Raw genomic sequence first — 12,394 nt, forward strand, 5'->3', positions numbered from 1 at the left:
TAAATAAAATTTATAAGAAAAGTAAAAGTATGCCCATTGGAATCAAAAAAGAAGAACGTCAAAAGATTGCCGTACAGAGAACGAAATTTAAATTTAAAGGGTGCGGGTGCAACGCATAAGGTAGACTGCGTTTTACTGCCTAAACAACTATATCATTCGCTGATGGGTGAATTGAATAAAGAACTCCCGAATGAAGCTTGCGGTTTGATTTCAGGGATTGCCAATAGGTGCATGACACTGTGGCCGATGAAAAACATCGAACCTTCACCATATTCCTTTGCGATGGACGTCGATGAACAGGAAACAGCCGTGAAAAATATGAAGGCTAAAAAGGAAGCATTCGTAGGTATCTATCATTCCCATCCATATGGCGTTCCTGTGCCCTCAAGGGATGACGTGGCATTTGCCAGCCATGAGGCCTATTATTTCATTGCTTCGGTCGGGATGAAGAGAGAAGAACTTAGATGTTACAAAATAATTGACGGCAAAGTCAGACCCATTGAAATAGTCATCTTGTAAAGGAGTGCTTGAGGCACTCTTTTACTATTTGAGCAGCCCGGCAGCAACTTATGCCACCAGCACAAAATTGTCGGGAATGATAATTTCAGCAGGTAGTACCGGATAAGGATTACTAACAATATAGAATAAAAGAAAGGGGGAAGAAGATGAAAGTTTCAATAATCATACCTTTTTACAATTGTCCTTTTATAGGACAGGCAATCAAAAGCGCTATTAATCAAACGTACAAAAATATTGAAATCATTGTGGTAGATGACGGATCGACGAAGTATGTAGAAAAAATAGCACCTTTTAAAGACAAGATCATTTATTTAAGGAAGCAGAATGGCGGGACGGCGTCTGCGTTAAACCGGGGGCTGCAGCATGCAACCGGCAAGTATTTTGCATGGTTGAGTTCAGATGACATGTTTATTCATAATAAAATTGAAAAACAGCTGGGTTTCATGCAGTCGGTTCAGTCCAAATTATCATATACTGCATTTAAAACGATCGATTCGACTAATAATATCGTGAACGAAATCCGTTCCAGAAGGATGGGAGTGAAAGCTTTTCAAAAAGTTTTAGTAAAAGGATGTCCTGTAAATGGCTGTACCGTGATGGCTGAAACCGACTTGATCAAAAAGGCAGGCTGGTTCGATGAAAAGCTGAAATACACACAGGATTATGAGATGTGGTGCAGGCTAAGTCTTCATACAACCATGCATTATCTGGATGAAACACTCGTCTTATATCGTGTCCATCAAAATATGGGTTCAGCCAAATATGGAAATGCTCAACAATTGGAAGTGATGGCCGTCAGAAAAAAATACAGCAGGTTATTCGCCCTTGACCATAAGAAAAAATAATGAAAAAAGAAGGTATTCTCTATATTCAAGCTAATAGAAAATACCTTCTTTGCTAATGGAAAGATTGATATGTCTTTCTGATTCCTTCTTCGATCTCGTGGGCGGGTTTCCAGTTTAACGTTTTCATGGCTAATCTGTTATCCAGGCAACTGTGCTTAATGTCACCAAACCTGTCGTTTGTATGATAATACTCAATCGGAACAGGGTGAATTTGCTGGATTAAGTCAATCAACTGGAGAATCGTGGTAGTGCATCCAGTACTGACTTGTACGGTTGCATTCACCTCGGTCTGGCAGGCGGCGATGTTCGCCGTGACAACATCACCGACATATATAAAGTCGCGGGTTTGAAGTCCATCCCCATTCACCTTTAGTTTTTCATTATTCTTAAGTTTTTCCAGAAATACAGCAATGACCCCGCCTTCCCCTTTTGAAGTCTGTCTCGGTCCATATACATTTCCGTAACGGAGTATGGTATAAGGTATTGAGAAGGAGTCATGGAATAGTTTAATGTAATATTCAGCTGTCAGCTTTGACAATCCGTAAAACGAGATAGGGGAGGCAATAGTCTCTTCGTTAATCATCTCACCACCGGTATTTCCGTAGATTGCCGAAGTAGATGAAAAGATGAATTTTTTCACTCCTGATACCCTGCAGGCTTCCAATAGATTGACCGTTCCCGCCACGTTTGCTCTCAAATCCTCTGCAGGAAATGCCGTCGATTTTGATACATCAGCCTGGGCAGCAAGGTGAAAAATATAATCTGGCTTCACCTTGACGATCAAATCAATGACTTTCTGGGAAGTTAACTCAATTTCATGAAATTTGGCAGCGGGGTTTACATCACGAAGTTTACCGCTGGATAGATTATCGATTACATGTACACAATCCCCTTTATCAATCAACGCATCTACCAAATGGGAGCCGATGAATCCGGCTCCGCCCGTAACAATCACTTTCACTGTTATGATCACCTTTTCGCTATTTTTAATAGCTTATGCCCCGTATGATGATTTTGATAGAACAGTTACCTATTATTTGTAAGAAACCCACCGATTATATGCCCAATCTTTTTAACATAGCAGTGAAATTTCTGCGATATTGGTCATGGCTGAATTGTGTTTTAAGATGGAGCAGGGCATTTTCGATAATGTACTCTCTCAATTTCTTATTATTCATGAGTTCCTCTGCCTGAGTCACGGCATGTTGAATACTGCCGATTTGATAATATTTACCGGATTGATTATGAAGGATCGAACTTCTCACCCCATCTGAGTCTGTGGTAAGGACCGGGCATCTGCAGCTCATTGCCTCCAGTAAGGAATAAGGGGCTCCCTCGACCTTGGATGTTGAACATAAGAAACCGCCAGAGTCCCCTATCATTGAAAAATAAGTTTGCATCTGCTGATGCGGGACGTTTTGGAAAAGAGAGAGATGACCGTCTAAATTGAGCAAGCGTTTTAACTGAGTGAAGTCATTTCGTTCCTTGGTTGTGGAAAGACTTGGATCTTCAAACATATAAAGTTCAATTGCTGAATTTCTTTTTACAAGTTCATGTCCGATATGCAGAAACTCCTTCCAGTTTTTATTATCTTCCAATCTGCCGATCCAAGCGACGATCGGTCTATCTTTTTGGGGAAGAGATTTATAGGTGAATGCAAGATGATTGAAACAGTTATTAAAGGCGAACTTTGGGGTGGAAGGGAAAAATTCATCAAAAATCATCTTAATATGGGGGGTTTTAGGATATAACAGTCCATTACAATATTTTGTGACATATGGAATCGCTTTTTGCATTTCAGTCCTTGCAACATGTTTAGGGCCAAATCCTTGAATCTCCAGGATGATTTTTCCCTTATACCCTAATTTCCTTAACCTCTCCATTCCTGAGTAATCCGATGTGATGATGATGGCATCATATTTTCCTTTAATCAATATTCTGCTTATTTCTTCATCATTATTGGAAATGAAGACATTCGCATCCTCATGATTGATCAATTCCCTTCGCTTACTATAATATAAAAAATCACATGTGATTCCAGCTTGCCTTAGGGCGGCTGCCCTCTCCCTATTCAGGGTCTCGACACCGCCGCTCGGTACATAAAACACAAATAGCAGCTTCAAATTCAAATCCCTCCAAGTAGTCATAAAGTGTATTCCTATTACTTTATATATGTAAACATAATTGATTTGTAGAGGGCACGGTTACTAATAGATGGAATAAACCCCTAAATTTAGTATATATGATGTCAAATGAAACAAGCTTTACATAGAATATGTAGAAAGATATTCAGTCTAAGGCAGGTGAAAATATGGTTTCAAAAGTATCAATCATCATTCCGTTCTATAATTGTGAATATGTCGATCAAGCAATCAATAGTGCCCTTGGCCAAACGCATCCCAATATTGAAGTAATAGTAGTAGATGACGGTTCTTCAAGATACCAGGACAGGATCACTCCATTTAAAGATCGGATCACTTATCTATACAAACAAAATGGCGGTACTGCAACGGCGGTCAATTGGGGTATAGATGCTTCTACGGGAGATTATTTCGCCTGGTTAAGCTCAGATGATCTCCTGCTTCCTGATAAAATATCACTCCAAATGGAAGATATGTTGAAGCATGGGGCAGATCTGTCTTTTACTGATTTTGATGTAATCGATGAAAATAACCATATCGTTTACGAAAGCATCAGTTTAAAATTTTTAAATGATGAAGACATATATGAAGAAATCTTCAATCGTAATCCGATCAATGGATCGACTGTGATCATGAAGAAATCATTAATCCGCGAAGTTGGTTTCTTCGATCCGAAATATAAGTTTACCCATGATTACGACATGTGGTTAAGGCTGATAACGAGGAATTACAGACTGCATTATTTTAATAAAGTGTTAACAAGGTTCAGGACACACCCAAACTCGGGTACAAACAATAACCAACGGAAAATGAAAGAAGAGATCGCTAACCTTCGCGCATATTATAAACGATTTAAAAGGTAACATCGATTGAACGATGCAGCGGAGTCCTGACTTTCTCAAGAATAACCTGGAATTGACTTATAAAAAGTGAGGTGAATAAAATGAACGAATTCTATCTTGTCGGAGCTGAACAAAACTCAGAACACATGAAGGAATGGCAAAAATATAAAAAAGGTGTGGTTTTTAAACTAGATATTCAAACGCAGCTGTTACAAAAAGTATTGGATTATGAATCTCCAAAGGAAGTCTGTCCAGAAGAACCCTCCATTCAGTTTACAGCTGCCACAATGAAAGAAGGGAAATTGTTTGTGGGGACCCAGACAGAAGTGCTGGTTTATAACATCGCCTCTGCAATCCGTGAGAATTATATCTCCCTTCCCGTAATGAACGATATCCATCACGTTAAACCGAGGGTGAATGGGAATTTGCTTATTGTAAACACTGGATTGGACATGGTCATTGAATGTACATCTTCAGGAGAAATCGAGACCTTATGGAATGTACTGGGTGATCCACCATGGAGCCGATTTGATCCCAAGAATGATTATAGGAAGGTGGGAAGTACGAAACCGCATCAATCCCACCCGAACTTTGTATTTGAGCTTCATGACCAAGTATGGGTAACGAGATGTCTGCAAAAAGATGCCGTCTGTTTAACGGATCCATCGAAACAGATAAACATTGGAAGACAGCTCATCCATGACGGGGTTGTATATAAAGACCAAATTTACTTCACACAAGTGGATGGAAGGATCGTGATCGTAAATACATCTACATTAAAAGTGGAGAGGGAAGTCAATCTGGTTCATATCAGCGGTCACAAAGAAAATATTGGTTGGTGCCGGGGGATCAGGCCGCTCTCGAAAGAAGTTATGCTCGTCGGATTTTCCAGGATCAGGCCGAAAAGCAGAAAAGCCGAAAATGGATCGATCAGCTATGAAGGGGATTATGGGGTACTGCCGACACGAGTCGCCTGCTTCAATATCAAAGAGAACAAGTTAATGTGGGAGAAAAATGTTGAGGGTGCCGGCCTGAATGCAATTTACTCAATCAACTGAGGTTTATGATAAAACTAGAATGAATGATGGAGTGAAGAATATGCTGCCAAGAAAGAATTACTACTTACGGGGGTATCAAACGAAATCTATTCCGATCAATAAGAAAGTTGGGGTGGAACCGGTCATAACAAGAAGATCAAATCTTGTCATCCCGGACCCGCGTATAAAAAGCGTACTCGATCATTTTACAAGGGTGGATAATGATGAAGATACTGATCGCGACCGCATTTAAACTGCCCGGGGGAGGGATCTGGTCTTTCGTCTCCAATTTGGAAAAAAGCTTGAGGAAATTCGGGCATGTAGTAGATATTTTATGTTTTGACCAGGAAAATTCTAAAATGATCATCTTGAATGAAAATAAATCTGAAGACCTATCTCCGTATAGTCCACATGTGGTGCAGCAGTTGAACATATCATGTCCGGGGCTGGGGGGGCATCCCTGGATATACAATGCTGAAAAGAATAGATATCTCTTTGAACAGGGTCTGTCACGCTTTGATTTAAGCAAGTATGATATCATCCACGCCCAGGATGTCATTTCAGCGCTTGCTATAAGCCGCATCAAGAATTCTGCTACACCGCTTATTACAAGTGTCCATGGTTTCCTCTCCGGTGCAGTCTTTCATCAATTACAAACATCCTCCACAGCCGGCAGCCTTCAACTCTGGAACACATTTCTCCTTCAATATTATTCGAGGATCGAGAAGGTAGGTTATCAATCAAGTGATTTCATTCATACGTCCAGCAACTGGATGCGGGGGATCATTGAAAAAGAGTTTCAAATTCCTTCCTTTAAGATAAATACTTTTCAATATGGGGTGGACTTGTCTGATTTCGTCCAAGGGCCGGACCAAAATAGAAACCGGGATAGAAAAATTATTTTATCCATAGCCAGGTTAGTCTATTTAAAAGGTCTGGATTACTTAATCGATGCGTTGTCACTTCTGAAAAAGGATCAGGATAATTGGGAGTGCTGGATATTGGGAGAAGGGGAGATGGAGCATAGTCTGAAAATGAAAGTGAAAAAAATGGGTCTGGAGGATAAGGTGATATTCTGGGGGAAAACGTCCAAAGTCAAAAATATCCTTCTGCAGGCAGAAATGCTTGTCCTTCCAAGTCTACAGGAAAATCAGCCTTTTGCTGTAATCGAATCGCAATTGATGGGAGTTCCTGCAATAGTCAGTAATGCGGGGGGACTGCCTGAGATAGTGGAAGACGGAAAAAATGGATATGTCGTTCCAAAAGAAAACAGCTATGAATTGTACAGGAAAATACAGTATTTGTTGTCAAATCCCAATGTGCGCGAACAAATGAGCCAATATGGAAGGATGCAAGGAAGACGAAATTGGAATATCAACAGGACAAGAAAAAACATGATCGAGTTGTATTCTTCAGCACTTAATGCAAAATCAGGAACAAACATTAGATGAAAAAGAGGTGATTTTTGTTGAGTGTAAATTATGCGGTAGATAAGCTGAAAAAACTTCACAGGGCGCCTTTATATCATCCGGCGCTGCCTGTTGTTCTGTTATGGAGTCCAAAAGCAGGCTGTACTGTGTTGACGAAATGGTTCTTTTTTCAGATTGGTCTTCTGGACAAGGCGCTTCGTTATCATACATCTATCCACATATATAAAGGGCTCTATCTTCATAAAAGAAATTATTTGCATGCTTATGCAAGCGGGAACCCTGGCAAGAGAACGATTAAATTAGTAAGAGATCCGTATAAAAGAGCGGTAAGCAGCTACTTCACGATAGCCAATTACTGTTACAACAAAGGGTTGCCAAACAATCCCATGAACAAGGATAAAGAACGGATCATGGCTAAATTCTTTCCACATTCCCCTTATGAAGGCATTTCCTTTAAACAATTTTTATATTATTTATCAGACCTGGGAGCAGACTATACCATGGTGGATGGCCATATATCCAAACAGTATTGTCAGGAAGAAGAATACTTGTCGCCCAGAATAATGAAACTTGAAAACTTCAATAAAGAAATTAGAAGACTTGAAGAAAAATATAATTTAAAACGATCTCCCCAAGAGATATTGTCTGCTCCTCATTCTTATGCCTCTTATTCTGTAGCAATTGATTTCAACTCAGATTCCATTATGACCCCCGTACAATTCCGAAATGGACCAATGCCACAATATGAAAGCTTTTTTGACAAAGAAACGATCCAATTGTGCAACCATGTCTTTAAAGATGACTTTACGAAGTACAACTATTTAAGAAGGAAGCCGTAAGTATTGGGCGACCTGACTAACAGAAAAAGGAGGGTAGATTATGAAAGATGATTTGACGATATTTTTGCATATTCCCAAAACAGGAGGGACTACGTTAAATAAAATTTTTCAGAAGCAATTTTCCCAAGAAGAATTATTCGACCATAACAGATTCAATGGGGAAATTACGAAGTTGGAATTATTGACATTAGAAGAAAAAGAGAAAGTGAAAGCTGTTTCGGGTCATTATATATTCGGGATCCATCGACACTTCTCATTACCTTTTAATTACTTTACGATGTTAAGGGATCCTGTGGAAAGGGTTGTATCTTCTTTTTACTTTTTACGTGATTTTAAGGGTTATGAGCATCTGAAAAATTCATCTCTAGAAGAATTTGTAAAATTTGATCCGCAGGCGCACAACCTGCAAACTCTTATGGTAAGCGGGATTCATAATAGTCCTGATTTACCCCTGGCTATCCAGAATCTTAAGACATTTAAATCAGTCGGCATAACCGAAAGATTCGATGATTCCCTATTTCTGCTGAAAAACGTATATGGATGGAAAGATATTCACTACACGAAGCAGAATATTACGAAACAACGCCCTTCCATAAACGAAGTTCCCGAACACATCATAGAGCTTATCAAGAAAAATAATGACTTGGATTTCGAACTCTATAAGGTTGCCAATAAACTGTTGGACGACCAGTTAAAAAAGCTTACAGCTGTTGAACGTTCACAACTGGACAAATATAAAAACGAAAGAAATAGTTATTAACGAATTTATTCAAACAGTGAAATTGATTGAGCTTATGGCCTTCTATCAAATTGTATAGAAGGCTGTTTTTCATTTTATTGCTTCCAAAAGGCTATAGCCTTTTTTGAAAACAGGGAGAGTAGTCTAGGACAGCTTATCCGAGTTGGCATAAATATAATAAGAGCAGGAAAAAGGAGAGGTGAACATGAAAATCGTAACAGTTCTGGGAACGAGACCAGAAATAATCAGATTAAGTCTGATCATGAAAAAGCTGGATCAACTAGCAGACAAACATATAGTCGTCCATTCTGGTCAAAATTTCACCCATACATTGAATGGGGTCTTTTTTAAAGAACTGGGAATCAGGAAACCGGATTACATCCTGGCGAGTGAGCAGCAATCACTCGGGGAACAACTTTCTTCCCTGTTTGTAGAATTAGAAAAGATCCTGATAAAAGAAAAACCAGATAAATTATTGGTCCTTGGAGATACCAATAGCGGATTAAGTGCAATACTTGCAGAAAGATTAATGATCCCGGTCGTCCATATGGAAGCTGGAAACCGCTGCTTTGACCTGAATGTTCCGGAAGAGAAAAACAGGAAAATCATCGATGCTGTATCCTCATTCAATCTCGTTTACACTCCATACAGTAAAAACAATCTGTTAATGGAAGGAATGACACCAAGCAAGATCATCATCACGGGCAATCCCATTTATGAAGTACTCACACACTACGAACAACAAATTAATGAAAGTTCCATTCTTGATGAATTAAGACTGAAACAACAGGATTTTTTCCTCGCTACCATTCACCGCGCAGAAAACGTAGACAATCCTTCACACCTTTCATCCATCATAAATGCTTTGAATATGGTTGCCGAACAATACAAAAAAAGGATCATTTTCAGTACACATCCACGCACAAGGTCAAAGCTTGCAGCGGGGATTCATTTGAATCCTTTGATAGAGCTGCATGAGCCCTTCGGTTTCTTCGACTTTATTTCGCTTGAGAAGAACGCTTTCTGTGTTTTGACAGACAGTGGGACCGTTCAGGAAGAATGTTGTATCTTCCACGTACCTGCCATTACTGTCCGAAAGACGACCGAGCGGCCTGAAACGGTGGATTGCGGGAGTAATTTCATCTCTGGTCTGAATGAAAACACCATATTAAATGGGGTGAAAGTCATGTGTTCAAAACCGGCAAACTGGATCCGTCCAGTGGAGTATCTTGATGAAAATGTTTCAGATAAAGTGATTAATATTCTATTAGGGGGTTCGGAAATTGTTTATTGATAAGACAATTCTAGTGACAGGGGGTACCGGTTCCTGGGGAAATGAACTTGTATCTCAATTGCTTGAAAAAAACCCAAAAGAAATCCGTGTTTTTTCAAGGAATGAAACGAGTCAGGTATTGATGAAACAGAAGTTTGAGAATCATGAAAAGTTGAAGTTCGTCATCGGCGATGTACGGGATAAAGAAGCATTGATGGAAGCAAGTGAGGGAGTGAATTACGTCTTTCATCTTGCAGCCCTTAAACATGTACCTGTATGCGAATTTCAACCACTGGAAGCGTTGAAGACCAATGTGATCGGTACACAGAATGTGATAGAATCGGCGATTGAGAACGGCGTTGAAAAAGTAATCAACATTTCAACAGATAAAGCAGCCAATCCATCGAACTTCTATGGATTTACGAAAGCAATGGGAGAGAAACTGATCATTAATGCAAATGTATTGACTGATAAAACCAAATTTGTCTGTGTACGTGGAGGCAATGTCCTCGGAACGAACGGAAGTGTGATTCATGTGTTCAAACATGGAATTAGAAGTAAAGCGAAGATCGGCATCACAGACAAAAAAATGACCAGGTTCTTCCTGACCATTAAAGATGCAATCAACTTATTATTTAAAGCGACATACGAAAGTCACGGCGGTGAGATATTTGTCATGAAGATGCCGACATGCAAGATCATTGATCTGGCACAAGTGCTGATTGACGTATACTCACCCGATAAAGAAGTAATTGTAGAGGAATCAGGTGTACGTCCGGGAGAGAAATTACACGAATTGCTTCTCACCGAATTTGAAAGCCACAACACAATCGTATATGACAATGAATACTTTGTCATTTTACCGACCATACCGATCGATGGCTTGAATGACTTCTATAAGGATTATCCGATGGTGGACCTGGACACCTATTCATCAAGCGATAATATCATTGACTATGATGAGATCAAAACCATGTTGAAGGATGGAGGTTTTCTGGAATGAAGATTCTCGTTCTGGGAGGCAGTGGAATGGCTGGACATGTGATCGCAAGTTATTTAAAGCAAAAAGGACATGACATTATGTACACGGTTCGAAAAGAAGACCCTGAAGGAATAAGACTCGATGTTAGGAACCTTGAACGCGTGAGAGAACTTATATTAAAGGAGAAGCCCGAAATCCTTATCAATGGTGTCGGACTGCTGAACGACCAAGCAGAGAAACATGTTATGGATGCCATTAAAGTAAACAGCTTACTCCCACATGTACTGACAGAAATCCTGGATGAATATGGAGGGAAATTGATCCACATCAGTACCGACTGTGTGTTCTCTGGGGAAAAGGGCGGCTATATGGAACAATCTGAAAGAGATGGAACCACTGTCTACTCTAAATCCAAAGCATTGGGTGAAGTGGACAGACCCCCTCACCTTACTGTCAGAACTTCCATAATCGGCCCCGAATTAAAGGAAGATGGAATCGGTCTTCTGGGGTGGTTCTTAAAACAGTCTGGTACCATCAATGGCTATGAGAATGTTTATTGGAATGGTGTGACGACGTTGGAATTGGCAAAAGCAATCAATCATTTCATCATGGATGGAGTAACTGGACTGTATCACTTATGTGCAAACGAGAAAATATCAAAATTCGAATTGCTGAAACTGTTTCAGGAAATCTTCAATGCAAAAAATAGTAAGGTAGTACCAGTGAAAGAGCCTGCCCATGACCGGACTCTCATTCAAACCAGAAAGGATTATTCTTACTCCGTAAAAGGATATAGGGACATGCTTGAGGAACTGAATGAATGGATGAAAGGCTGATGAAGAAAATCTTCATTACGGGTGCAACCGGTTTTACAGGTATGCATGCTTGTGAATACTTTCTTCAAAAAGGGTTTGATGTATACGGCGGAGTAAGGCAGAAAAACCACCCATGCAATAAGGTGAAAAGCATCCAGTATGATTTGACTGATGCAAAAGGGCTTGAAAGGATAATGGAATCCATCCTTCCCGATTTCATATTGCATTTAGCTGCTCAAAATCATGCAGGTATGTCAAGTATTGACCCGGCTGCAACTTTTCAAGTTAATTTGTTTGGTACGTTAAATCTGTTGGAAGCAGTGAGAAAAAAAGCACCAAAGACGATTACGCTCGTAACAGGTTCTGTCATCGACTTTAAGCCTTGTGGTCCAGAAATTCCTGAACACCCGTATGGTCTTTCTAAATATATGCAGATTCTCTTGTCATCAAGCTGGTCTTCAATGTATGGGCTGGATATCAGAATAGCGAGACCGTCGAATTTAATCGGACCGGGACCTTCAAATGGGATATGTTCACTCCTTGCACAGAAGTGTTTAACAAGTGGCAAAAATGAAAAAGGGAGATTCCACTTTACTAACATCCTCGATCAAAGGGATTTTATCGATGTAAGAGATGTCCTGCGGGCGTATGATTCCATCTTGACTTATGGAAAACAAGGTTTTCCGTATACGGTTGCCAGCGGCAATAACAGGACGTTTCTAGAGGCAGCCAGGGCAATAAGGGCATTAGCGAAAAGTGATATCAGTCTTACTACAGATCGTTTTGAACAAACGAAGAGCGAGTCTTTCGATATTACCGAGATCAAATCTTTAGGGTGGGAGCCTTCCATTCCATTCGAACAAAGCCTGAAGGATATCATACAGTATGTTAATGACGAAACGTACTCAGAAGAAAAGAAGGCAGAGTAAAGG

At 39.9% G+C, this 12,394-nt stretch carries 14 protein-coding genes; 12 read left to right on the plus strand and 2 right to left on the minus strand.

The features are described 5' to 3' along the window. Nucleotides 1–36: 36 nt before the first annotated feature. Together V6B33_RS09745 and V6B33_RS09750 are read left to right on the plus strand one after the other, a co-directional pair. Nucleotides 37–519 carry a M67 family metallopeptidase gene (locus tag V6B33_RS09745; RefSeq protein ID WP_334217548.1) on the plus strand — a complete coding sequence of 161 codons (483 nt, stop codon included), beginning with the start codon at nt 37–39 and terminating at the stop codon, nt 517–519. 146 nt (nt 520–665) lie between these two features. Then, a complete protein-coding gene (locus tag V6B33_RS09750) occupies nt 666–1,364 on the plus strand; it encodes a glycosyltransferase (RefSeq protein ID WP_334217549.1) in 699 nt (232 codons plus the stop codon). 52 nt (nt 1,365–1,416) lie between these two features. Here V6B33_RS09750 and V6B33_RS09755 read toward each other — a convergent pair whose 3' ends face one another. Together V6B33_RS09755 and V6B33_RS09760 are read right to left on the minus strand one after the other, a co-directional pair. Continuing rightward, the gene (locus tag V6B33_RS09755; protein ID WP_334217550.1) at nt 1,417–2,325 is read right to left on the minus strand and encodes an NAD-dependent epimerase/dehydratase family protein; all 909 of its coding nucleotides are present in this window, start codon (nt 2,323–2,325) and stop codon (nt 1,417–1,419) included. Nucleotides 2,326–2,419: 94 nt separating this feature from the next. Beyond that, nucleotides 2,420–3,511, minus strand: a complete 1,092-nt coding sequence (locus V6B33_RS09760) for a glycosyltransferase family 4 protein (RefSeq protein WP_334217551.1) — start codon at nt 3,509–3,511, stop codon at nt 2,420–2,422. 164 nt (nt 3,512–3,675) lie between these two features. Between V6B33_RS09760 and V6B33_RS09765 the strand changes: the two genes are divergently transcribed. The 10 genes from V6B33_RS09765 to V6B33_RS09810 all read left to right on the plus strand — a co-directional run bounded on the left by V6B33_RS09765 (nt 3,676) and on the right by V6B33_RS09810 (nt 12,391). Continuing rightward, a complete protein-coding gene (locus V6B33_RS09765) occupies nt 3,676–4,368 on the plus strand; it encodes a glycosyltransferase (RefSeq protein WP_334217552.1) in 693 nt (230 codons plus the stop codon). Nucleotides 4,369–4,448: 80 nt separating this feature from the next. Next, the gene (locus V6B33_RS09770) at nt 4,449–5,405 is read left to right on the plus strand and encodes a hypothetical protein (RefSeq protein WP_334217553.1); all 957 of its coding nucleotides are present in this window, start codon (nt 4,449–4,451) and stop codon (nt 5,403–5,405) included. Beyond that, nucleotides 5,383–5,637 (plus strand): hypothetical protein, encoded by a 255-nt coding sequence (locus V6B33_RS09775; protein WP_334217554.1) that lies wholly within the window; start codon nt 5,383–5,385, stop codon nt 5,635–5,637. The genes V6B33_RS09770 and V6B33_RS09775 overlap by 23 nt, the downstream gene beginning before the upstream one ends. Beyond that, nucleotides 5,606–6,835, plus strand: a complete 1,230-nt coding sequence (locus V6B33_RS09780) for a glycosyltransferase family 4 protein (protein WP_334217555.1) — start codon at nt 5,606–5,608, stop codon at nt 6,833–6,835. The genes V6B33_RS09775 and V6B33_RS09780 overlap by 32 nt, the downstream gene beginning before the upstream one ends. 17 nt (nt 6,836–6,852) lie before the next feature. Next, complete coding sequence (locus V6B33_RS09785) at nt 6,853–7,653, plus strand: sulfotransferase family 2 domain-containing protein (protein WP_334217556.1); 801 nt, start codon at nt 6,853–6,855, stop codon at nt 7,651–7,653. A gap of 40 nt (nt 7,654–7,693) precedes the next feature. After that, nucleotides 7,694–8,413 carry a sulfotransferase family 2 domain-containing protein gene (locus V6B33_RS09790; RefSeq protein WP_334217557.1) on the plus strand — a complete coding sequence of 240 codons (720 nt, stop codon included), beginning with the start codon at nt 7,694–7,696 and terminating at the stop codon, nt 8,411–8,413. A gap of 184 nt (nt 8,414–8,597) precedes the next feature. Next, complete coding sequence (gene wecB / locus V6B33_RS09795; RefSeq protein ID WP_334217558.1) at nt 8,598–9,686, plus strand: non-hydrolyzing UDP-N-acetylglucosamine 2-epimerase; 1,089 nt, start codon at nt 8,598–8,600, stop codon at nt 9,684–9,686. Beyond that, nucleotides 9,676–10,668 carry a polysaccharide biosynthesis protein gene (locus V6B33_RS09800; RefSeq protein ID WP_334217559.1) on the plus strand — a complete coding sequence of 331 codons (993 nt, stop codon included), beginning with the start codon at nt 9,676–9,678 and terminating at the stop codon, nt 10,666–10,668. Before wecB ends, V6B33_RS09800 begins: the two co-directional genes overlap by 11 nt. Continuing rightward, a complete protein-coding gene (locus V6B33_RS09805; protein ID WP_334217560.1) occupies nt 10,665–11,483 on the plus strand; it encodes a dTDP-4-dehydrorhamnose reductase family protein in 819 nt (272 codons plus the stop codon). The genes V6B33_RS09800 and V6B33_RS09805 overlap by 4 nt, the downstream gene beginning before the upstream one ends. Continuing rightward, nucleotides 11,483–12,391: an NAD-dependent epimerase/dehydratase family protein gene (locus V6B33_RS09810; protein WP_334217561.1), complete on the plus strand. Its 909-nt coding sequence runs from the start codon at nt 11,483–11,485 to the stop codon at nt 12,389–12,391. The genes V6B33_RS09805 and V6B33_RS09810 overlap by 1 nt, the downstream gene beginning before the upstream one ends. Nucleotides 12,392–12,394: the final 3 nt, after the last annotated feature.

The organism is Mangrovibacillus sp. Mu-81 (assembly GCF_036867415.1).
GTDB lineage: Bacteria > Bacillota > Bacilli > Bacillales > Bacillaceae_B > Rossellomorea.

Coding starts and splice junctions, on each gene's coding strand:
- V6B33_RS09750 (WP_334217549.1), top strand. CDS start 666: ATGAAAGTTTCAATAATCATACCTTTTTACAATTGTCCTTTTATAGGA.
- V6B33_RS09760 (WP_334217551.1), bottom strand. CDS start 3,511: ATGACTACTTGGAGGGATTTGAATTTGAAGCTGCTATTTGTGTTTTAT.
- V6B33_RS09765 (WP_334217552.1), top strand. CDS start 3,676: ATGGTTTCAAAAGTATCAATCATCATTCCGTTCTATAATTGTGAATAT.
- V6B33_RS09770 (WP_334217553.1), top strand. CDS start 4,449: ATGAACGAATTCTATCTTGTCGGAGCTGAACAAAACTCAGAACACATG.
- V6B33_RS09775 (WP_334217554.1), top strand. CDS start 5,383: ATGCAATTTACTCAATCAACTGAGGTTTATGATAAAACTAGAATGAAT.
- V6B33_RS09780 (WP_334217555.1), top strand. CDS start 5,606: ATGATGAAGATACTGATCGCGACCGCATTTAAACTGCCCGGGGGAGGG.
- V6B33_RS09790 (WP_334217557.1), top strand. CDS start 7,694: ATGAAAGATGATTTGACGATATTTTTGCATATTCCCAAAACAGGAGGG.
- wecB (WP_334217558.1), top strand. CDS start 8,598: ATGAAAATCGTAACAGTTCTGGGAACGAGACCAGAAATAATCAGATTA.
- V6B33_RS09805 (WP_334217560.1), top strand. CDS start 10,665: ATGAAGATTCTCGTTCTGGGAGGCAGTGGAATGGCTGGACATGTGATC.
- V6B33_RS09810 (WP_334217561.1), top strand. CDS start 11,483: ATGAAGAAAATCTTCATTACGGGTGCAACCGGTTTTACAGGTATGCAT.